Below are 20,436 nucleotides of genomic sequence, written 5' to 3'. Positions count from 1 at the left end.
TGGTTCGCGACCCCGCATCAGCCCCCGGCCCGATTTCCCGGCCCGTGTCGCGCTGACGTGGAATAATTTACACACCCCCCGAACACCCCCGAACACCACCCCCCCTCTAAACCCAAAACACCAGGTCAGATGCGATCTTGTGGTGGGTTCCCAGCCGACCCCCGCACCCGGTCACCGCAGCCGCTCGATGTCCACCTTCGTGTGGTCCTGCTGCTTGGTCGCGATTCGCCGCGGACTCGCCGGTTAGCCTCCGAGTCGACCGTCAGAACGGGGGTTGCAGTGGACTCGACGCCGATCTACACCGAGCTGCAAAAGACTCTGATAGACCCGGAGGACCGCAACTGGGGCCCGAGCGCTCCGCCGGAGTTCGCCGCTGCGCTGACGCAACCGGTCGAACGGGCCAAGCCGGAGCCGAAGAAGTCGGTTCGCACCAGTCCCGGTCAACGCAGCCGAGCCCGGCGTCATCGCGCCGAGGACTGACCTGTACCGCGCCGCACCGCGCCCGCACCAGCGGGGCGGTGCGGTTTCGTTTCACCGGGACGCGAGCCGACGTTCCCGTTGGCGCACCGGATCCGGGACCGGCGCCGCGGCCAACAGCCGTTGCGTGTAGGCGTGCTGCGGGTCGCCGAGCACCTGGGCCCGGTCGCCCTGCTCCACGATCTTGCCCTGGTGCATGACGGCGACCCGACGCGCGAGCAGATTCACCACTGCGAGGTCGTGGCTGATGAACAGGCAGCTGAAGTTCAGCTTGGCTTGCAATGCTTGGAGCAGTTCCAGCACCGCGTCCTGCACCGACACGTCGAGCGCGCTGGTCGGCTCGTCTGCGATCAGCAGCTCGGGTTCCAGCGCCAGAGCTCGCGCGATGCTGACCCGCTGCCGCTGTCCGCCGGATAACTCGTGCGGGTAGCGCCGTCGCATCCCAGCACCCAACTCCACTGCTTCCAACAGGGCGTCGACGCGTTCGTGGAGTTCTCGTCCGCGGGCGACCCGGTGCAGTCGCAGGGGTTCGGCGATGCTGTCCGAGATGGTCATCCGGGGGTCCAGCGAGGAACCCGGATCCTGGAAGACGATGCCGATGTTGCGCCGCACCGCTCGGAGTTGGCGGGCGGGCAGGTGGCTGATGTCCTGGCCGTTCAGCACGATCCGACCGTCCGCCGGGGTCACCAGTCGGGCCACGCATTTGCCCACGGTCGTCTTGCCCGAACCGGATTCGCCCACCAGCGCGAGGACTTCGCCGCGCTCGATGCGCAGCGACACCCCGTCCACCGCGCGGTGCCCGGAGTAGCTCACCACCAGATCCTCGACCCGGAGCACCGGCTCGGCGGGTTGGGCATCCGCGCTCTCGCCGACCTCCAGCTTCGGCACGGCGGCCAGCAGCGCTTCGGTGTACTCGTGCTCGGGTGCGCGGAACAGCTGCTCGACCGGTGCCTGTTCGACCACCTCGCCGCGGTACATCACCACCACCCGGTCCGCGAGGTCCGCGACGACGCCCATGTCGTGGGTGATCAGCAGGATCGTCATGCCGAGTCGTTCGCGCAGGTCGCGCAGCAACGCCAGGATCTCGGCCTGCACCGTCACGTCGAGCGCCGTGGTCGGTTCGTCGGCGATGAGCACCTTCGGCTCGCAGGCCAGCGCCATCGCGATCATCACCCGCTGGCGCTGCCCGCCGGAGAGCTGGTGCGGATATTGCTTCAGCCGCCGCCGCGGTTCCGGGATCCCGACGACGTCGAGCAGTTCCACAGCGCGCTCGCGGGCCTTCTCCACTGGCACATCGGTGTGCAGCCGGATCGCCTCGACGAGTTGCCAGCCGATGGCGAAGACCGGGTTCAGCGAGGTCATCGGTTCTTGGAAGATCATCGCGATCTCCTTGCCCCGAACCCCTCGCAAGTCCTGCCCGCGCAGTTCGCGGTCCTCCAGCGCGATTCCCCCGGTGACGTCGGCGGTCGGCGGGAGCAGCCCGAGCGCGGACATCGCGGTGACGCTCTTGCCGGAGCCGGACTCGCCGACCACGGCGAGGATTTCGCCCGGCGCGATGCCGAAGCTGACGCCCCGGACCGCCTCCGTGACACCGTCCTCGGTGCGGAACCGCACCCGGAGGTCGGTGAAGGAAAGCACGTCGCTCATCGGTTTCCCTTCGGGTCCAAGGCATCTCGCAGGCCGTCACCGAGCAGGTTGAACCCGAGGGTGGCGATCACGATCGTCAGGCCGGGGAAGAACACCAGCCACGGCGCCTGCGCGAAGTACGTCTGCGCCGACGACAGCATCACGCCGAGCGACGGGATGGGCGGCTGCACGCCCAATCCCAGGAACGACAGCAGCGACTCGCTGATGATCGCTTCCGGGATCGCGACGGTGATCTGGACCAGCAGCGCGTTCACCGCGTTCGGCAGGATGTGCCGGAACATCACAGTCGTACTGCGCGCACCGGCCGCGACGCAGGCGGCCACGTAGTCCTCGTTGGCCAGGCGCAGGGTCTCGCCGCGCACCACCCGGATCAGCTTCGGCACCTGGGACAGGCCGATCGCGATGGCCGCGTTCACCATCGACGCACCGAGCACCGCGGCCAGTCCGACGGCCAGCACCAGGAACGGGAACGCCAACAAGGTGTCGGTGATGCGCGAGACGACGGCGTCGACGGGACCGCGGTAGTAACCGGCGATCAGGCCGAGCGGCACCGCGACGACAACGGCGAGCACGATCGACAGCACGCCCACCACGATCGACGCGCGGATGCCGTAGAGGACGCGAGCGAGCTGGTCGCGGCCGAGTTCGTCGCTGCCCAACGGCCAACCCAGCGACGGTTGTTCCAGGACGTGGTCGAAGTTCACCGCCGCCGGATCAGCTGGCGCGATCAGCGGCACCAACACGGCGACCAGCACGAACAACGCGGACAGCACGAGTCCGACGACGCCGGTGCGGTGCCGCAGCAGGCGGCGCAGCACTCGGCGCGAGCCGCTCACCCGTGGCAGATCGGCCACTGGCTGGGTCATGCCGCACCTCCACGGACTCGGATTCGCGGATCCACCACCGAATACAGCAGGTCGACCAGCAGGTTCACCACGATGTAGCCGACCGCCGCGACCAGCACGGCGGCCTGGATCACCAGGTAGTCGCGGGTGAACACGGAATCGACCATCAATTTGCCGAAGCCGGGCAGCACGAAGATCTGCTCGGTGACCACGGCTCCGGAGATCAGCACCCCAAGTTGCAGACCGAGGATCGTCAGCACGGTGATGAGGCTGTTGCGCAGGCCGTGGATGCCGACCACCCGCCACTCCCCGGCGCCCTTCGCGCGTGCCGTGCGGACGTAGTCCGAGGTCAACGCGTCCAACATGGACGATCGCATCTGCCGCATCAGCACCGCGGCCAGGCCGCTGCCCAGCACGAAGGCGGGCAGGATCATGCGTTCCAGGTTCCCCAGCGGGGATTCGGTGAACGGCACGTAGCCGGACGCGGGCAGCACGCCGAGCCCGACGGCGAACACCAGCACGCACATCAGGCCGAGCCAGAAGTTCGGGATGGACAGCCCGAACAGGGACACGCCGTTGCCCAGCCAGTCCAGCGCGGTGCCGCGGCGCACCGCGGCGATCACGCCGCTGGTCAGCCCGAGCAGCGCGGCGAACAGCAGGCTCAGCAGGGCCAGTTCCAAGGTGACCGGCAAGCGGCTGAGGATGATGTCGCTGATCGGCAGGCCGGTTTTGGCCGACTCACCCAGATCGCCCTGCAACGCACGGCCGAGCCACGTCACGTACTGCACGTAGATCGGTTGGTCCAGGCCGTACGACTGGCGGATCTCGTTGATCGTGGCGTCGTCGGCCTCGGTTCCGGCGATGGCGATCGCCGGATCGCCGGGCAGCGCCCGCAGTCCGATGAAGATCACCAACGACACCAGCACCAGGGTCACCAAGGACTGCAGAATGCGGTTGAGCGCGTAGCTGCGCAGCATTGTCATCCCCCCGCCTGGACGTAACCGGCGGTATTCATCCGTATGATCCCGTCCGGGTAGATCTCGACACCGGCGAGTTCCGCGGTGTGCGCCACGTAGTACTGCGTGCGGTAGAGGTAGATGACGCTGTTTCGCCGGTGCAGTTCGTCGACGACCTGCTCGTACAGCGCCCGGCGCCTGGGCACGTCCAGTTCGGCGGCGGCCCGTTTGATCAGGTCGTCCAGTTCAGGGGTGTAGTAGCCGCTGTAGTTCGACGAGCTGCCCTGGACGTGGAAGGACGCGATGTTGCCGTCCGGGTCCGGTCGGCCAGACCAGCCACCGAAGTAGCTCTGGAACTGGCCGTCCCGCGCCTCGGCGATGGCGGTCGTCGACTCGGTCGGGCGCAACACGATGTCGAAGCCCGCCTCGGCGGCCATCGCCTGGATGATCTGCCCGGCCCGCATCTGGGTCGGGTCGTTGGCCAGCGTCATCTCGAACCGAACCGGGGTCCGCACACCGGCCTCGGCCAGCAGTTGGCGGGCCCGGTTCGGGTCGTAGGGTCCGCATTCCTGGGTTTTCGGGGTGGCGTACTCGCTGCTGTCCGGGATCGGCCCGCAGGCGGGTTGGTACAGGCCGTTGAAAGCGATCTTGTTCAACGTGCCGCGGTCGATGGCCAGCGAGAGGGCTTCCCGCACCCGTGGGTCGTCGGCCAGCGGCCCGGTCACCTCGCCGGTTTCGCCGCCCACGTTCTGGATGTTCGGAGTGATGGCGTAGTACTGCAGCGTGGGTTGGTTGAGCAGCGTGATCTCCCTGTCCCGCACCAGGATCGGCACTTCGGGGGTCGGCACCTCCCAGATCACGTCGAACTCGCCGGAGCGCAGGTTGGCCATCCGGATGTTGTCGTCCGGCACCGTCCGGTAGATCAGCCGGTCCAGCTTGACCTTGTCGCGGTCGTAGTAGAACTCGCTGCGGTCCAGCACGATCCGGTCCTGCGCGACGCGTTCGACGAACTTGAACGGGCCGACGCAGACCGGATCGTTGGTGAAGTCCTCGCCGAGTTCGTCCAGCTTGGCCGGGGACATGACCATTCCGGCGCGGTCGGCGAGCATGCTCGTCAACGGCGCGTACGGCCGGGACAAGGTCAACCGCACCGTGTGGGGATCCAGCACCGACACTGATCGGACCGCGCTGAGTTCGGTCTTGCGGCTCGATCCGTTGAGCTCCCGGTGCCGGTCCATGCTCTTCTTGACCGCGGGCGCGTCGAACGGGGTGCCGTCGTTGAACAACACGCCCTCCCGCAGCGGGATGGTCATCTCCAGGCCGTCCGGGGAGACCTGCGGGAGCGCTGCGGCGAGTTGCGGCACGATGTGCACGGATGCGTCGACGTCGTAGAGCTTCTCGCACATGCTGATGAAGATCTGGCGGCTGGCCAGCGTCGACGCCAGCGTCGGATCTAGTTTGTCGGGCTCCTGGTCGAGCGCGATCACCGCTTCGCCACCGCGCACCGTCGGGGCCTGGACCGAAGACCGAACCTCAGCGGCGGTCTGCTCGACATCCACCAGCGGGCTGCACCCGGTCGCCCCGAGCACCACGGCGATCAACACCGGGAGGCACCGCCTGAACCGCACCGCCACAAACGCCTCCCGCTGATCTCGGCGATAAACGCGGAAACCGTATTTGGCCGGACGGCGCCATGTCCACAACCGTGATCGTTCCGCCACCGAGCGGAAATCAGCGGTCACGCATCACCGCGGAAACGGCACATGCGCGAAACGCTGCCGGAACAAGCTGCGGGGTCAGTCGACGGCGGAGGAGAACTGGGGCATCGAAACAGCCGGGACGCGGGGCGCTTCGGACTTGTGCTCGTCGCTGGCCGGAGTCGTGTCGAACAGCGTTTCCTCGGCGGATTCGGGCGATTCGACCGGTTCCGGAGTGGTCTGCCCGGCGGCCTTCTTGTTGCTCAAGTGCTCGCGGGTGCGCTGCGCGGCGCCGCGGATCTGCTCGGTGAGCTGTTTGTTGGCCTGCCGGGTTTGTTCCTCTTCGCGCTCCTGCTGACGGGAGCCGCGCGCCGACACCGGTTTCGGGGTTCGGGCCGCCTTGATGTAGCGGTCGAAGACGGCGCGCAACTGCTGTGCGTGCCCATCGCTCAGGTCGATTTCGTACGTCACGCCATCCAGCGAAAAGGTGACGGTGTGGTTGGCTGGCGACCCGTCGATGTCATCGACGAGTTCGACCTGAATCCGCTCGGCCATGATCACCTGTCTCGGGAACGTGCCCCGCCTCGATCCGCGACACTTGCAGGTAAGACTACTGCGAGCCCTGGCCACGTTGTAGCACGCCGCATCGCCGTTGTCTCGTGCTTAACCATAGAACAGCTCGGCGAACGGCCGATAACCGCCGGGTGGGTCACGTGCGCAGCACCGGGACGACCACCGCGGACACCAACGGACAGTAACCGCCACGGGTCAATCGGAGAAAGTAATCCAGCGCACATCGCAGAAAATTCCGGCGGCGGGTGGAACATTCTTGTGGCGATAGTTTATTGTTCGCTCGCTCTTCTCCGCACCGGCGGTGCGGAGAAGGAGGGGAATCGAGCCTGAATCGAGGGTTACCGTGGCGCAGAAAGTCACTGTTCAGCTCGTCGACGACGTCGACGGCACACCAGCCGACAGCACCGTCGAGTTCGCCTTGGACGGGGTGAACTACACAATTGACCTGTCCTCCGATAATGCCGCCAAACTCCGCGACTCGCTGGCGTCTTTCGTGGCCAGCGCGCGGAAGACCGGTGGCCGCAAGCGCGCGCCCGCCAAGCCCGGGAAGCCGTCGGCGACGCCGACCACGGCCGACCGGGAACGCAACCAGGCCATTCGGGAATGGGCCCGGAATCAGGGGATGCAGGTTTCCGATCGGGGGCGCATTCCGGCCGAGGTCGTCGAGGCTTACGACAACGCTCAGTGAGCGCGCGGCACGGGCGGCCGGTTCGAAGTCGGGGCCAATCCGGCCGCCCGTGAAAGTCGAGCAATGACTCCTCGTAGCACGGTGGTGGACCACCGGTAATTGGCCGCCCGTGAATCCGTTATCCGATCGCCAGGAAGTCGGTGATTTCCTGGCGGGTGGGCATCGAAGAGCTGGCGCCGTTGCGCTGCACCGACACCGCGGCCGCGGCGGAAGCCAGCCGCAGCGCCTCGGGCACCTCAGCGCCCTCGCCCAACGCCACGCTCAGCACTCCGACGAAGGTGTCGCCCGCGGCCGTCGTGTCCACTGCGTCCACCGGGAAGCTGGGCACCTCCACCCGCGCGCCGTCCCGGTTGCCGTACAGCGAGCCGTGCGCACCGAGGGTGATCACCACCTCGGGAACCAGTTCGAGCAGCACCGCCAGTGCCCGGTGCGGATCTTCGTTCCCGGCCAGGATCGCCGCCTCGTGTTCGTTGGGCACCAGCAGATCCACATTCGACAGGATGTCCTCGGAAAGCGGCGCCGCCGGGGCCGGGGTGAGCACCACGCGCACGCCGTTTCGTCGGCCCGCCGTCGCGGCCACCGCCACTCCGGCGAGCGGAATCTCCAGCTGCAGCAGCAAACTCCGGGCTCCGGCGATCAGTTCTTCGTCCCCGTCGGCGAGTGCGTCGACCGTGCTGTTGGCGGCCGGTACCACGACGATGGAGTTGCCACCCTCGTCGTCCACCACGATGTGCGCGGTGCCGCTGCGCCCCGGCACCGTCCGCAGACCTTTTACGTCCACAGTGGATTCTCGTAACGTCTCGCGGATCTGGGTGCCGAAGTCGTCCTGCCCAACCGCGCCGATCAGGTGCACCGCCGCACCCGCCTTCGCCGCGGCGATCGCCTGGTTGGCGCCCTTGCCGCCGGGCACCGTGTGGAACTCCCGGCCGAGCACCGTCTCACCCTGCTTCGGCGCGGTCTCGACGTAGGCCACCAAGTCCATGTTGCAGCTGCCGAATACGGCCACAGTCGTCGTCACGTGGTTCATCATGGCCGATGAGGATGTCCCGAGCGCTTGACGGGTCCTGGGCCGTTGGACGACGTAGCATGCCGACCAACCGTCGAGGAGAAGGCTGGTGCGAATGACTCGCGTCGTGATCTGGTACCGCCGTGCCAGCCCGTCGCTTACGCTGCCGGGGTCACCTTTGAGCAGGCCCGATGCGCCGCGATGACCCGTCCGGCGACGAGCTGGAACGCGGTGCGGCATGTCGCTGGAATGCCGGGCAGGACGACCCGAGAACCGGGAGAAGGCGAGACGCGGTGGACTACGCGGTGACAGCAGAGCTCGAACCGCCAGCCGAGGTGGTGGAGCTCGACGCGCTGCAGCAGGAAGGGATCGCGGCCGTGCTGGACCGCCACCTCGCGCTGGTCGAGGGGGTCTCCGGGCCGGGCGACGCGGACATCGACGTGTTGGACTACCGCATCACGGTGCACCCGACCGGCGCGAGCGTGGTGCTCGCGCTCGACGCACCATCGCTGCTCGCCGCCGAGGACGCCGCCGCCTCGGTGCTCGACGAGCTGATCGGCGAGAGCGAGGTGCTCACCGGCTGGTCGGTGGCCCACTCGGAGGTGCGGATCACCGAGGACGAGTTCAACCAGCAACTGGCCGCTGCCGGGGACGTGCGCGCGGACGACGCGCTGGAGGCCGCCGTCGAGGAGGCGTTGGAAACCTCCGCGGAGCCCGCGATGGACGTCGAGCACTGGCGCGCCCGGCTCACCGAGCTTGCGCCGCAGTTGCGGGCCTTCGACGCCAGCGCGTTCGGTGTCGAGCCAGGCGAGCAGACCCTGCCCGCGGGTGCGCTGATCCACGCGGTGCGGGTGGTCACCGATGAGATCTTCTACGACGAGTTGGCGCTGGCGGTGAACAACGCGACGGTGGCCGACGCCGTCGGCCTGCTGGTCCTGGAGGAGCTGCCGCCCTGCTACGACCACCGCTACGACGCGTTCTTCGCCCGCGCGTTCGTGCTGTCGTCGGCAGCGGTCGCGCAGCGGCTGACCGAGCAGTCGTGGACGCTGCCGCGGACCGTGGCGGAGGCGCTGGCGTTGCGGCTGATCATCAACGAGGCGCGCGTGGTGCTTGAGGCCGCCGAGCTGATGACCTGGGAAGCCAGCGAACCGGTGTTCGAAGTGTTCGCCGGGCGGGCCTTCGGCGACACCAACCACGACGAGCTCTACGAAGTCGATCTGCCGCTGGCCTCCGACGCCGAGCCGGAGACCGCGGAGCAGGTGACCAAGGTGGAGGCCGAGCTGCACGCGCGGGGGCTGGCCTTCGACCAGTGGTTCACACCCCGCGACGGGAACCCGGCCAGCCACCCCTACCTCGGTTCGTTGTAGCGGCGGCCGGGCCCCGGCCGCTCGGCGACTTACCGAAATGGCAAAGCGGGCCTGGAAACAGGCCCTTAGCCCTGATTGCGGACTGAGTACGGGGGCACCGTGCTGCCGATGAGGCTGGCTTCGTCGATCGTCTTCGGCAGGTACGCCAACTTCGAGAAGGCTTCCAGCATCACGTTGGTGGGGTCGTCGATCGGCTCGACGCGCCCGAACAGGAACGCCCACTCGTGCTCGTCGGAGCCGAAGTAGGCCACCGTGTCGAACACCGACTGGAACCGGTTGTAGGCGCGGGTCAGCGTCTTGTTGCGCCAGACCGTCGGGCAGCCCGCCTGGAACGCGACCACGCCACCGGCCGCGAGCACCGCTTGGCAGCGTTGGACGTACGCCAGGCCGTAAAGCCGGTTGTGCTGGCCGTCGGCGTCATCTTCCCGCTCATCGGGCAGATCCACGACCACGATGTCGTAGCCCTCCGGCGGCGCCTGGTCGAGGAAGTCCCAGCCGTCCGCGTAGTGCAGCTTGATCGGCCCGTCGCCCTGCTCGACGCGGGCGAGTTCCGCGGTGCTGTAGCCGTAGGGCAGGTGCTCGGCGCAGACCCGCACGCACTGCTCGTCGATGTCGACGTGATCGACCAGGCTGGCCCCGGCCGCCACCGCCAGTTGGCTGGCCACGCCTTCGCTGGACCCGATGATCAGCACCCGCTCGACCCGTTCGGCGAGCAGGAACGCTGGCACGGTCATCGCCTCGTGGTAGACCAGCTGGGAGAACTCGGTGCTCTGCCGGTCGTCATCGCAGAACAGCGAGACGCCCTGACCGGTGCGGCCGATGACCACGTGCTGGTAGGGGGTGTCGCCCTCCCACAGCACCTCGTCGACCCGCCACAGCCGCCGCAGGTCCTCGCCCAGCGGCTCCTTGATCCACCGGTGCCCGTCGAGTTCGATCAACGGTGCTCCTCCTTGATTCGCGTCGCCCGGTTGGGGCGTGCCTGGTACGCGTGCTTCCACCGCGCTGATGGCCGGATCACGAGGCCAATTCGGCGTAGTCCCGGCCGCGGTGAATGGTTCGGACGTTCTGCGCCGCCGGTTTCAGCGCCTCGGCGAGCACTTCCACCGCACGCTCCGGCTGGGCGGTGTGCCCGCAGGTGAACACGTCGATGAAGATCGAGCCGTCCTCCGGGTAGGTGTGCAACGAAGCGTGGGACTCCGACAGCAACGCCAACACGGTGACACCCTGCGGCTCGAACCGCTTGGCGATCATCTGGCACACGGTGGCGTGCGACTGGCTCAACGCGTTGTGCAGGGTCTCCCGCAGGAACTGCTCGTCGTCGAGCAGTTCCGGGTCAACGCCCTCCAGCTCGGCGAGGACATGCTGGCCGGTGAACAACCCAACCGGCGGCGTCCCGGTGTCAACGGACATCTATCGACCTCCCATCATTTCGCAGATTTCCAGCGGTTAGAGGGTTTCCAGACCCGGCCTGGCGACGAGATGCGGTTGCGCGCACCGAACCCCCAATCCTCGCGACCTCGTGGTTGGCCGAGTTGCACTGCCGAGGTGATCACGGCTGGTGGTCACCGTCGACGCAGTAAGTGGGCAGCGGGGTGAATCCGTTGAAACCCACGGATGAATAGCTGGCGGTGTACGCCCCAGCGCTGAGCAGGTCCACCCAGTCACCGCCGCGCAGCGTGCGCGGCAGTTCGTAGCGGGTCCGCTGGTAGAGCACGTCGTCGCCGTCGCAGGTCGGCCCGGCCAGCACGATCGGTCCGCGCGGGTCGCCGTCGCGCGAGGTGCGCAGCCGGTAAGTGATGGCCTCGCCTTCGGTTTCGGCCAACCCGTTGTAGCGGCCGACGTCCAGGTAGACCCAACGGCGTTCGCCGTCGCAGGAGTCGGTGACAAGCACGACCTCGCTGCGCAGCACGCCCGCGTCGCCGACGATGTAGCGCCCCGGCTCGATCAGCAGCTCCGGTCGCTGAGCGCCGAAGTTGCGGTCCAGCGACTCCTCGATCTGCCGCACGTAATCGGCCAGCGGTGGCGCGGATTCGGTGTACCCGGCGGGCAATCCGCCGCCCAGGTTCACCATCCGCAGCCGCACGCCCTGCGCGGCGCACTGCGCGAACACCTGCCGGGCCGCGTTGATCCCGTGCTCCCAAGCACTGGGCTCCAGCTGCTGGGATCCAATGTGGAACGACACGCCGCAGGCGTCCAAGCCTAGTTCGTCCGCGCGCCGCAGCAGTTGCGCGGCGGTCTCGGGCAGGCAACCGAATTTGCGGCCGAACGGCGTGCGGGAGCCCTTGTTGTCCACCAGGACCCGGCAGAACACCTGCGAACCCGGCGCGGCCTCGGCGATGTTCGCCAGGTCCGCGGCGCTGTCGGTGGCGAACAGCCGCACACCCTGTTGGTATGCGCGGGCGATGTCGCGGCGCTTCTTGATGGTGTTGCCGTACGAGATCGACTCCGGCGCGGCGCCCTTGACCAGGCACAGGTCGATCTCGCCGGGGCTGGCGACGTCGAAGGACGCGCCCAGACCGACGAGTTCACCGACCACTTCGGGAGTGGGATTGGCCTTGACCGCGTAGCAGATCCGAGCGTCCGGCAGCGCGGTTCGCAACTGCCGGTAGCGGTTGCGCACCTGCGCCAGATCCATGACCAGGCAGGGGGTTTCGGGGCGTTGCTGGTCGAGGAACCGCAGAATCGGATCGGGTGCGGCGGATCCGGTCAGCTGCGCGGTGCCGCTCGGGCGGTCCGTCACACCGGTGGTGGCGGACAGATCGGTCAATCCCGGTACCTCCGTCTCGGCTGGTGAGGGTGGGTTTTCGTGGCTCTTTCCGGCGCGCGTGCGCGCCCGTCGAGCGTAACCGCGACCAAGCACAGTACCCCGCTCGCTTACGGATTTCGAACTGCGCCCGCCACTTCCCCCGGACAGTGGAACGGAATGTGAGCACTCCCACGAACCAACCGCTGCGGAGTCGCGTTGCGTAGTCGTGAGTGCATAAGCGGGTTGGAGCCCGCTTTCGCACTCACGACGGTTCGCGGTCGAGTTCCAGCGCCAAGTAGAAGTCCACGCGGGACGGGAACTCCGCGAGGTCCCGGCCGGTTATCTCCTCGATCCGCTGGATCCGGTAGCGCAGCGTGTTGACGTGCACGTGGAGTTGCTTGGCGCAGCGCGACCAGGAACCCGAGCAGTCGAGGAAGGTCCGCAGGGTGCGCACCAGGTCCGAGTTGTGCGCCGCGTCGTAGGCGATCAGCTCCGCGAGCAGCCGCTGCCGGTAGGAGCGGCGCAGCTCGTCAGGAGTCGACGCGAGCAGCACTTCGTGCGTCGCGAGCTCCCCCGCCGCGACGACCTCGGCGCGGCCTCGGCGGCGCTGCGCGAGCCGTCGGGCGTAGCCCGCCTCTTCGAGTGCGCCGCGCAGCGCGGTCGCCGGGCTGACGTCGCTGACGCCGACCGCCAGGCTCCGCTCGCCGAGGCCCACCTCGGCGTCAGCGACGATGCGGCGCAGCTGTGCGTCGAGATCCGCCAGGTGGGCCTCGTCGTCGACGAACAACGCGGCTGCGCCGTCACCGAGCGGAGCGGTCACCGAGGCCATCCCGGTGGCCGCGGCGATCTCGCGCAGCAGCGTCGTCGACTCGGTCGGGTCGCCGATGCTGAGCGCGACCGCTCGCAGCGGCTCGTCCGCTGGTAGCCCGGCGGTCTCCAGCCGGGCCGCGACCTCGGCCGGGGTTGAAGTGCCGTCGAGCAGGCGCCGCAGCGCCGCCTCCACCGACCGGCCCGCGATCCGGCGGGCCTCGTCGACCCGCGCCCGCACCAACGCCACGACGGTGCCCAGGTCGGTGGCGATGGCCTCGTGCTCCTCGTCCCAGTCGGAGAGGGCGCCGCGCGCCAGCACGAACCAGCGGGCGACCGGCGGCTCGGTGTCGGATTCCACCGGCCACAACACGCAGGTCTCGGCGGCCCGCACGGTGCGCGGCAGGTGTCCGGTCACGAGCTCGCGCAGCGCCGCGCGGCGTGTTGATTCGGACAGGTCGGCGGTGCCACCGACCACCCAGCCAGCCGCGGACAGCACCCAGCAATCCGAGCCGAGCTCATCGGCCGCCATCCGCAGCACGTGGTCCAGATCCGCTCCGGCGGCGACCGCGGACACGAGTTCCCGGCGCGGCCCGGAACGGCGTTGGATCCGTTCGGCGAGCACGTTGAAGCTGACCGTCAGCGGCACCTCGAAGGCCGGTAGGCCGTGCCGTCGGCAGGCTTCGACCAGGTCAGGTGGGGTCTGGCCGAGCCGCGCGGTGCCCGCCGCGAGCCCCGCCACGCCCGCGTCGACCAGCGCGGCGACGAACTGCTCCGAATCGCTCGGGTCGTTGCGCCAGACCAGCCCGGTGAGCACGAGTTCCCCGCCGCTGAGGTAGCGCCGGGGGTCGAGCAGATCGGTGATGTAAACACCGCGGATCGGTCGGTCCATCTGCTCCGCGCCGTTGAGCACCACCAATCCGAGGTCCGGATCGGAAACGAGATCGCTTAGCAGCACGTGCGCACCTCAGAGCTCGGCCCGTGCTGCAGGGGCACGGGGAACCTGCGTCCGACCGTGACGGCGGCCGTTGGTCGCAACCTCCGGCGCGAGGCAGGCATCTGTTACCGGTGAGAGTTCCGCTGCACGCCGCGCGGATGATCCGGACGGCCAGCGGGGCCATGCGTATTTGGAGAAACATACAACTCCAGCCCGGCTACCGGAAGGCTTTTTCGGGCCTTCCACCGCTAGTCAGCGCGAGTCCCCCGGCTGTGTACTGACTCACACCTTTTCACCGGCCGTGACAAGGAGACCGACCGTGGAATTCCTCCGCCCCGCCTCGTGGCGGGAGGCGCTCGAAGCCAAGGCCGCGCAGCCGGACGCCACGCCGATCGCAGGCGGCACCGACGTGATGGTCGAGATCAACTTCGGCCAACGCCGCCCGAGCGCGCTGCTCGACCTAACCCGAATCCCCGAGCTGACCGGTTGGTCGGAGGTGGCCGGGCGGCTGCGCATCGGCGCGGGCCTGTCCTACACCCGCCTGATCGACGAACTCGGCGACCGGGTGCCGGGCTTGGCGATCGCCAGCCGCACTGTCGGCTCGCCGCAGATCCGCAACCGCGGCACGCTCGGCGGCAACCTCGGTTCCGCCTCCCCCGCTGGCGACGGCCACCCGCCGCTGCTGGCCTCCGACGCGCGGATCGAGGTCGAGTCGCTGCGCGGCACGAGGCTGATCCCGGCGATGGAGTTCTTCACCGGTGTCAAGCGCAATGCGCTGGCCGAGGACGAACTGATCGCCGCCGTGCACATCGCCCCGGCGACCGGCCCGCAGCAGTTCTCCAAGGTCGGCACGCGCAACGCGATGGTCATCGCGGTGTGCACGTTCGCCATCGCGCTACACCCCGAGCGGCAGCAGGTCGGCACCGGGATCGGCTCGGCCGCGCCGACGCCGCTGCGCGCGCTGGAAGCCGAGGCCTTCCTGAACGCCGAACTGGACTGGGAGCGGCGGCGGCCGTTGGTCGACTCGACCGCCCACCGCTTCGGCGAGCTGGTCGCGCAGGCCGCCGCGCCGATCGACGACGTGCGCGGCACCGCCGACTACCGCCGACACGCCCTGGCCGTGATGGCCCGACGGACCCTGTCCTGGGTCTGGCAGGAGCACTGTTCCGGGAGGCAGGAATGCGCCTGAAGTTCACCGTCAACGGACAACCGCACGAGGCCGACGACGTGTGGGAAGGCGAAAGCCTGCTGTACGTGCTGCGCGAGCGACTCGGCCTGCCCGGCTCGAAGAACGCTTGCGAGCAGGGCGAATGCGGTTCCTGCACGGTCTACCTGGACGGCGTGCCAGCGTGTTCCTGCATGGTCGCGGCCGGGCAGGCCGAGGGGTGCGAGGTGCGCACCGTGGAGGGGCTGGCCGACGGCGACCGGCTCGACGAGGTGCAGGAGGCGTTCGTCGAGACGGGTGCGGTCCAGTGCGGCTTCTGCACGCCGGGCCTGCTGGTGCAGGCGCACGACCTGTTGAACCGCAAGCCGAACCCGTCAGACGCGGAGATCCGCGAGTCGCTGGCCGGAAACCTGTGCCGCTGCACCGGTTACGAAAAGATCATGGATGCGGTGCGGCTCGCCGCCCAACGGAAGGCGAACGTATGAGCAACCCCGTGCCAACCCCAGTCCCCCGCTCAACCGCACCTCAGGGGACCGTGACGCAAGCCAGCCACAAGCAACCGCAAAACGGAAGAATTGGGCTGAACGCAACCACCACTGCAAATCGCGGAGAGGCGGTACTGGAGGCGGGACAGACCATCATCGAGGGCGGCGCCGTGGTCGCCGTCGACGACTCGGGTACCGAGTTCGCCGACGGTCACGTCGTCGTCGAGGGTGACCGCATCGTGGCGGTGGGCCCCGGTGCCGCGCCCGCGCCGGAGGGGCCGGTGCGGCGCATCGATGCCTCCGGTTGCCTGGTCACCCCCGGTCTGATCAACACCCACCACCACCTCTACCAGTGGGCAACCCGCGGCTACGCGGCCGACGCGGGGCTGTTCGGCTGGCTGACCGAGCTGTATCCGGTCTGGGCGCGCATCGACGCGGAGATCACGCACGCGGCCGCGTCGGCGGGGCTGGCCAGGATGGCGTTGTCCGGTTGCACCACGGCCGCCGACCACCACTACGTCTTCCCGCGAAACGGCGGCGACGTGTTCGGCGCGGTAGTCGCCGCCGCCGAGCGGATCGGCATCCGGCTGCACGCGGTGCGCGGGTCGATGGATCGGGGCCGCGCGCACGGCGGCCTGCCACCGGACTCGGTCGTCGAAGACCTCGACGCCGCGCTGGCCGGGACCCAGGACGCGATCGACCGGTTCCACGACCCCAGACCGGGCGCGCAGGTGCGGGTCGCGGTCGGCCCGTGCTCGCCGTTCTCGGTCAGCACCGACCTGATGCGCCAAGCCGCTGAATTGGCCCGCCGCAACGGGGTCCGGCTGCACACCCACCTCGCCGAGACCGTCGACGAGGAGCAGCAGTGCCTGGCCGAGTTCGGCCGCACCCCGGTGGAGTACGCCGACGAACTCGGCTGGCTCGGTCCGGATGTTTGGCTGGCGCACGCGATCCACCTGCCCGACAAGGCGATCGCCCGGCTCGGCGAGACCGGCACCGGGGCCGCGCACTGCCCGAGTTCGAACGGACGGCTCGGTGCTGGGGTCGCGCCGGTCCGGCAACTGGTGGACGCAGGTGCCCCCGTCGGTCTGGGAGTCGACGGGGTCGCCTCCAACGAGGCCGGTGGCCTCGGCGAGGAACTGCGGCAAGCCCTGCTGACCGCGCGGGCCCGCTACGGACCGCAAGCGATGTCGGTGCGCGATGCGCTGTGGCTGGCTACTCGCGGCGGTGCGCGCTGCCTCGGCAGGGACGACGAGCTGGGTTCGTTGGAGCCCGGCAAGCTCGCCGACGTCGCCGTCTGGCAGCTGCACGGCCTCGACCACGCGGGCATCGCCGACCCGGTCGCCGCGCTGGTGCTCGGCCAACTGCCGAAGTTGGAGCGGCTGCTGCGCGGCGGCAGTGTCGTGGTCGAGCGCGGTCGGCTGGTGTCGGCGCCGGAAGCCCATCTCACCCGAGAACTCCACCGGGCCAGTGCCCGGATCCGCACCCCGGAGGCGTCATGAGAAGCGAGAACCAAGCGGGAGCAAGGATCCTGCAGAGAACCCGGTCTTTGAACCCGGTCTTTGTCTTTGAAGCGCCGAAGGCGCTTGGCCCACGCTCGCAACCGGCACCGCCGCGGGTTCTCAGACGTCGTGTGGTGAGGACAGCCCCGAAGCCGCGTATTGGACATACACAAATCGGGGATCCCGGAGTCCAGACGGCGACAGCGACTCCCGCAGGGCTACCGCCACCAGCACCGCCACGCAAAACGAGCCTGGAAACCGGCATTCCGGAGGTGTCCGCATGAGCAGTCATGCGCCTGCGCGCAGCCCGCAGGAACTCGACGAGGCCATCGGCGGGGGCATCGGCGAATCGCCGCTGCGCCCGGACGGTGCGATCAAGGTGCGCGGCGAGTTCGCCTACGCCTCGGACCTGTGGGCCGAGGACATGCTGTGGGGAGCCACGCTGCGCAGCCCGCACCCGTACGCGCGGATCAAGTCGATCGACATCGGTCCGGCGATGCGGATGGCCGGGGTGCAGACCGTGCTCACCGCCGAGGACGTGCCGGGCGACAACCGCTACGGCCTGAAGTACGCCGATCAGCCTGTGCTGGCCGCGGAAGTGGTGCGCTACAAGGGCGAAGCGGTCGCGCTGGTCGCCGCCGACCACCCGGAGACCGCGCGGCGCGCGCTGGAGCGGATCGTCGTGGACTACGAGGTGCTGGAGCCGGTCGTCGACCCCGAGCGGGCCGCGCACGACGACACGCTGCCGAAGCTGCACCCGGACGGCAACGTGGTGCGCCACCAGAAGATCCGCAAGGGCGATCCGAACGCCACCGCCGAGGTCGTGGTGTCCGGCGTGTACACCGTCGGGATGCAGGACCAGGCGTTCCTGGGACCGGAATCGGGGCTGGCCATCCCGGCCGAGGACGGCGGCGTCGACCTCTACCTGGCGACCCAGGACCTGCACTCCGACCTGCGGCAAACCGCGCGGGCGCTCGGGCTGCCGCCGGAGAAGGTGCGGATGACCATGTCCGGCGTCGGCGGCGCGTTCGGTGGCCGGGAGGACCTGTCCATCCAGATCCACGTCTGCATGCTGGCGCTGCACCTGGGCAAACCGGTCAAGATGGTCTACAACCGCGAAGAGTCGTTCTACGGCCACGTGCACCGGCACCCGGCCAAGATGTACTACGAGCACGGCGCGACGCGCGACGGGAAACTCGTGTACGTCAAGGCCAGGCAGTACTTCGACGGCGGCGCGTACGCGTCGAAGACGCCGGTGGTGGTCGGCAACGGCACCACGCTCGGCGTCGGACCGTACGACGTGCCGAACGTGGACATGGAGGGCTGGGGCCTCTACACCAACAACCCGCCGTGCGGGGCGATGCGCGGACTTGGCGCTGTGCAGCCGACTTTCGCGTACGAGTCGCAAATGGACAAGCTTGCCGCGGCGCTGCACATGGATCCGGTCGAGCTGCGCATCCGCAACGCGATCGAACAGGGCGACTCGATCCCGACCGGGCAGGTGCTGGACTACCCGGCGCCCGTCGCGGAACTGCTGGAGCGGGTGCGCGCGCTACCGATGCCAGCGGAACGCAGCGGCCCGGTGGACATCCGGGAGCTGCCGGGCGGCGCGTCCAACGCGACGCACGGCGAAGGCGTGGTGCGCGGTGTCGGTTACGGCGTGACGATCAAGAACATCTGCTACGCCGAAGGCGCCGACGACTTCTCCACCGCACGAGTGCGGTTGCAGGTCATCGGCGGCGAACCGGCGGCCATGGTGCACACCGCCGCCGCCGAGGTCGGGCAGGGCCTGGTGACCGTGCAGCAGCAGATCGCCCGCTCCGAACTCGGCGTCGAACGGGTCACCATCCACCCGAACGACACCAGCGTCGGCCCGGCCGGGTCCAGCTCCGCCTCCCGCCAGACCTACGTCACCGGCGGCGCGGTCAAGGCCGCCTGCGACGCGGTGCGGGAGGCGCTGTTCGAGCGGGTCGCCGAGCGCTACGCCACCGACCGCGCGCAGCTTTCCGTGCACGGCGGCAAAATCGTGTCCTCGACCGCCGGAGTGCTCGCCGACCTCGTCGAAGTTCTCGGCGACGACGTGATCGAGCAGACCCGCGAGTTCCACCACCGGGAGACGTTCCCGATGGACGACACCGGGCGCAGCGATCGGGTGCAGGTGCAGCACGCGTTCTCCGCGCACCGCGCGGTGGTGGACGTGGACCTGGAACTCGGCCTGGTCAAGGTGGTGCAGCTGGCCTGCGCCCAGGACGTCGGCCGGGCGATCAACCCGGACGCGGTGCTGGGGCAGATCCAGGGCGGCTCGGCGCAGGGCATGGGGCTGGCGGTGATGGAGGAGATCAAGGTCAGCGACGGGCACATCCGGAATCCCTCGTTCACCGACTACCTGATCCCCACGATCCTGGACATGCCGCCGATGGAGATCGACGTCATCGAGCGCGGCGACCCGAACGCGCCCTACGGGGTCCGCGGGGTCGGCGAGCCGCCGACGATCTCCACCACCCCGGCTGTCGTGGCCGCGATCCGCGCGGCCACCGGCAAAGAACTCCCGCACACACCGGTGGCCCCCGAGCACATCGTGTGACCCAGCCGCTGCGGCGGCGGTGCCGGGCCGTCGCCGCAGCATCCGCAACATCCGCGAAATCCCTAGGAGTGAACCAATGTCCGTGGACGTCGCGACGAGCGCCGAGCAGGACTGGATGGCCCGCGCCATCGAACTCGCCACGACCAATGTGGACTCCGGCGGTGGTCCCTTCGGCGCGTTGATCGTCCGAGACGGCGAGATCATCGCCACCGGCACCAACCAGGTGACCGTCGACCTCGACCCGACCGCGCACGCGGAGGTCACCGCGATCCGCAACGCCTGCCGCGTGTTGGGCACCTTCAAGCTGACCGGCTGCGTGCTGGTGACGTCGTGCGAACCGTGCCCGATGTGCCTGGCCGCGGCGTTGTGGGCGCGGGTCGACCGGGTGCTGTTCGCCGCCGATCGGGACGACGCCGCCGATGCGGGCTTCGACGACCGCGCCTTCTACGAGGCGTTCGAGGACCCCGACGAGAACTGCCCGACGCCGGTGCGCCGGGTGGAGATGGCCAACCGCAACGCGGCATTCGACGCCTGGCGTGGCAAGACCGACCGGGTGTCCTACTAGGGTCATCCAGCCGTGGGAATTTCCCGGTTTTAGGGAAATTCGGACCACGAACCGCCCTGCGAAGAGGTGTCGGTAGCGACGACCGGGTCGTTTGACGCCTGCGGGCGGGCCGCCCCGACAGCCCCGCAATGCGCGGGATGAGGCTCGACCGGTCCCGAAAACCCCGGCGGGACAGCGCAAAACCAATCGATGAAAACGCCCCGCACCGATTTCGGCGAATTCCCGCCGGGCCCCCGCATGCCCGCGGGACGCCGGAAAGCAGTCCGGGCGGCACCGGGTTTCCCGGTGCCGCGCGGGGCGCCCACCGGCATGGGAGTCTCAATGAGGAAGTCAAGCTGTTTGCGTGACTGGCTGAGTGGGGGTGAAGATCCGGTTGTCACGCAGCAGTG

Annotated in this window: 18 protein-coding genes; 8 read left to right on the top strand and 10 right to left on the bottom strand. The window is 69.0% G+C overall.

Annotated elements, in window-relative coordinates; all coding sequences use genetic code 11:
* Positions 1–279 precede the first annotated feature (279 nt).
* Positions 280–480: a hypothetical protein gene (locus MOQ72_RS41175; RefSeq protein WP_242191421.1), complete on the top strand. Its 201-nt coding sequence runs from the start codon at positions 280–282 to the stop codon at positions 478–480.
* Positions 481–531: 51 nt separating this feature from the next.
* Here MOQ72_RS41175 and MOQ72_RS41170 read toward each other — a convergent pair whose 3' ends face one another.
* The 5 genes from MOQ72_RS41170 to MOQ72_RS41150 all read right to left on the bottom strand — a co-directional run bounded on the left by MOQ72_RS41170 (position 532) and on the right by MOQ72_RS41150 (position 6,177).
* The gene (locus tag MOQ72_RS41170) at positions 532–2,124 is read right to left on the bottom strand and encodes an ABC transporter ATP-binding protein (protein WP_242191420.1); all 1,593 of its coding nucleotides are present in this window, start codon (positions 2,122–2,124) and stop codon (positions 532–534) included.
* The gene (locus tag MOQ72_RS41165) at positions 2,121–2,990 is read right to left on the bottom strand and encodes an ABC transporter permease (RefSeq protein ID WP_242191419.1); all 870 of its coding nucleotides are present in this window, start codon (positions 2,988–2,990) and stop codon (positions 2,121–2,123) included. Before MOQ72_RS41165 ends, MOQ72_RS41170 begins: the two co-directional genes overlap by 4 nt.
* Complete coding sequence (locus MOQ72_RS41160) at positions 2,987–3,952, bottom strand: ABC transporter permease (RefSeq protein WP_242191418.1); 966 nt, start codon at positions 3,950–3,952, stop codon at positions 2,987–2,989. Before MOQ72_RS41160 ends, MOQ72_RS41165 begins: the two co-directional genes overlap by 4 nt.
* Positions 3,949–5,559, bottom strand: coding sequence for an ABC transporter substrate-binding protein (locus tag MOQ72_RS41155; RefSeq protein ID WP_242191417.1), 1,611 nt, complete (start codon positions 5,557–5,559; stop codon positions 3,949–3,951). Before MOQ72_RS41155 ends, MOQ72_RS41160 begins: the two co-directional genes overlap by 4 nt.
* A 162-nt stretch (positions 5,560–5,721) precedes the next feature.
* On the bottom strand, positions 5,722–6,177 hold the full coding sequence (locus MOQ72_RS41150; protein WP_242191416.1) for a histone-like nucleoid-structuring protein Lsr2: 456 nt from the start codon (positions 6,175–6,177) through the stop codon (positions 5,722–5,724).
* A 361-nt stretch (positions 6,178–6,538) separates the two neighbouring features.
* Here MOQ72_RS41150 and MOQ72_RS41145 point away from each other — a divergent pair, with 361 nt between their 5' ends.
* Positions 6,539–6,883 carry a histone-like nucleoid-structuring protein Lsr2 gene (locus MOQ72_RS41145; RefSeq protein WP_242191415.1) on the top strand — a complete coding sequence of 115 codons (345 nt, stop codon included), beginning with the start codon at positions 6,539–6,541 and terminating at the stop codon, positions 6,881–6,883.
* A gap of 118 nt (positions 6,884–7,001) precedes the next feature.
* On the opposite strand, the gene rbsK is transcribed toward MOQ72_RS41145, so the two are convergent.
* On the bottom strand, positions 7,002–7,901 hold the full coding sequence (gene rbsK, locus MOQ72_RS41140) for a ribokinase (protein WP_242191414.1): 900 nt from the start codon (positions 7,899–7,901) through the stop codon (positions 7,002–7,004).
* 179 nt (positions 7,902–8,080) lie between these two features.
* On the opposite strand from rbsK, the gene MOQ72_RS41135 reads away from it, so the two are divergent.
* Positions 8,081–9,256 (top strand): hypothetical protein, encoded by a 1,176-nt coding sequence (locus tag MOQ72_RS41135; RefSeq protein WP_242191413.1) that lies wholly within the window; start codon positions 8,081–8,083, stop codon positions 9,254–9,256.
* Between the two features lie 65 nt (positions 9,257–9,321).
* Here the strand turns inward: MOQ72_RS41135 and MOQ72_RS41130 are convergent, their stop codons facing one another.
* The 4 genes from MOQ72_RS41130 to MOQ72_RS41115 all read right to left on the bottom strand — a co-directional run bounded on the left by MOQ72_RS41130 (position 9,322) and on the right by MOQ72_RS41115 (position 13,767).
* The gene (locus tag MOQ72_RS41130) at positions 9,322–10,194 is read right to left on the bottom strand and encodes a spermidine synthase (RefSeq protein WP_242191412.1); all 873 of its coding nucleotides are present in this window, start codon (positions 10,192–10,194) and stop codon (positions 9,322–9,324) included.
* Positions 10,195–10,270: 76 nt separating this feature from the next.
* On the bottom strand, positions 10,271–10,666 hold the full coding sequence (gene speD / locus MOQ72_RS41125) for an adenosylmethionine decarboxylase (RefSeq protein WP_242191411.1): 396 nt from the start codon (positions 10,664–10,666) through the stop codon (positions 10,271–10,273).
* A gap of 139 nt (positions 10,667–10,805) precedes the next feature.
* Complete coding sequence (locus tag MOQ72_RS41120; protein ID WP_277955441.1) at positions 10,806–12,023, bottom strand: type III PLP-dependent enzyme; 1,218 nt, start codon at positions 12,021–12,023, stop codon at positions 10,806–10,808.
* 241 nt (positions 12,024–12,264) lie between these two features.
* Entirely contained in the window at positions 12,265–13,767 is a 1,503-nt protein-coding gene (locus MOQ72_RS41115; protein WP_242191410.1) for a PucR family transcriptional regulator, read from the bottom strand.
* 298 nt (positions 13,768–14,065) lie between these two features.
* Here MOQ72_RS41115 and MOQ72_RS41110 point away from each other — a divergent pair, with 298 nt between their 5' ends.
* The 5 genes from MOQ72_RS41110 to MOQ72_RS41090 all read left to right on the top strand — a co-directional run bounded on the left by MOQ72_RS41110 (position 14,066) and on the right by MOQ72_RS41090 (position 20,047).
* Positions 14,066–14,935 carry an FAD binding domain-containing protein gene (locus MOQ72_RS41110; protein WP_242191409.1) on the top strand — a complete coding sequence of 290 codons (870 nt, stop codon included), beginning with the start codon at positions 14,066–14,068 and terminating at the stop codon, positions 14,933–14,935.
* Positions 14,926–15,396, top strand: a complete 471-nt coding sequence (locus tag MOQ72_RS41105) for a (2Fe-2S)-binding protein (RefSeq protein WP_242191408.1) — start codon at positions 14,926–14,928, stop codon at positions 15,394–15,396. Before MOQ72_RS41110 ends, MOQ72_RS41105 begins: the two co-directional genes overlap by 10 nt.
* A gap of 152 nt (positions 15,397–15,548) precedes the next feature.
* On the top strand, positions 15,549–16,898 hold the full coding sequence (locus tag MOQ72_RS41100) for an 8-oxoguanine deaminase (protein ID WP_308198058.1): 1,350 nt from the start codon (positions 15,549–15,551) through the stop codon (positions 16,896–16,898).
* 280 nt (positions 16,899–17,178) lie between these two features.
* On the top strand, positions 17,179–19,482 hold the full coding sequence (pucD, locus tag MOQ72_RS41095) for a xanthine dehydrogenase subunit D (protein WP_242191406.1): 2,304 nt from the start codon (positions 17,179–17,181) through the stop codon (positions 19,480–19,482).
* A 76-nt stretch (positions 19,483–19,558) separates the two neighbouring features.
* Positions 19,559–20,047, top strand: a complete 489-nt coding sequence (locus tag MOQ72_RS41090) for a nucleoside deaminase (RefSeq protein WP_242191405.1) — start codon at positions 19,559–19,561, stop codon at positions 20,045–20,047.
* Positions 20,048–20,436: the final 389 nt, after the last annotated feature.

Origin of the sequence: Saccharopolyspora soli, from assembly GCF_022678645.1 — a bacterium.
In the GTDB taxonomy this organism is placed as follows: Bacteria; Actinomycetota; Actinomycetes; order Mycobacteriales; family Pseudonocardiaceae; genus Saccharopolyspora; species Saccharopolyspora soli.
This window is presented reverse-complemented; position numbering and strand designations above follow the sequence as displayed.

What these genes read in the sequence shown, in the direction of transcription:
- speD (WP_242191411.1), bottom strand. Translation starts at nt 10,666, where the DNA reads ATGTCCGTTGACACCGGGACGCCGCCGGTTGGGTTGTTCACCGGCCAG.
- MOQ72_RS41135 (WP_242191413.1), top strand. Translation starts at nt 8,081, where the DNA reads ATGCGCCGCGATGACCCGTCCGGCGACGAGCTGGAACGCGGTGCGGCA.
- MOQ72_RS41105 (WP_242191408.1), top strand. Translation starts at nt 14,926, where the DNA reads ATGCGCCTGAAGTTCACCGTCAACGGACAACCGCACGAGGCCGACGAC.
- MOQ72_RS41160 (WP_242191418.1), bottom strand. Translation starts at nt 3,952, where the DNA reads ATGACAATGCTGCGCAGCTACGCGCTCAACCGCATTCTGCAGTCCTTG.
- MOQ72_RS41090 (WP_242191405.1), top strand. Translation starts at nt 19,559, where the DNA reads ATGTCCGTGGACGTCGCGACGAGCGCCGAGCAGGACTGGATGGCCCGC.
- pucD (WP_242191406.1), top strand. Translation starts at nt 17,179, where the DNA reads ATGAGCAGTCATGCGCCTGCGCGCAGCCCGCAGGAACTCGACGAGGCC.
- MOQ72_RS41165 (WP_242191419.1), bottom strand. Translation starts at nt 2,990, where the DNA reads ATGACCCAGCCAGTGGCCGATCTGCCACGGGTGAGCGGCTCGCGCCGA.
- MOQ72_RS41150 (WP_242191416.1), bottom strand. Translation starts at nt 6,177, where the DNA reads ATGGCCGAGCGGATTCAGGTCGAACTCGTCGATGACATCGACGGGTCG.
- MOQ72_RS41170 (WP_242191420.1), bottom strand. Translation starts at nt 2,124, where the DNA reads ATGAGCGACGTGCTTTCCTTCACCGACCTCCGGGTGCGGTTCCGCACC.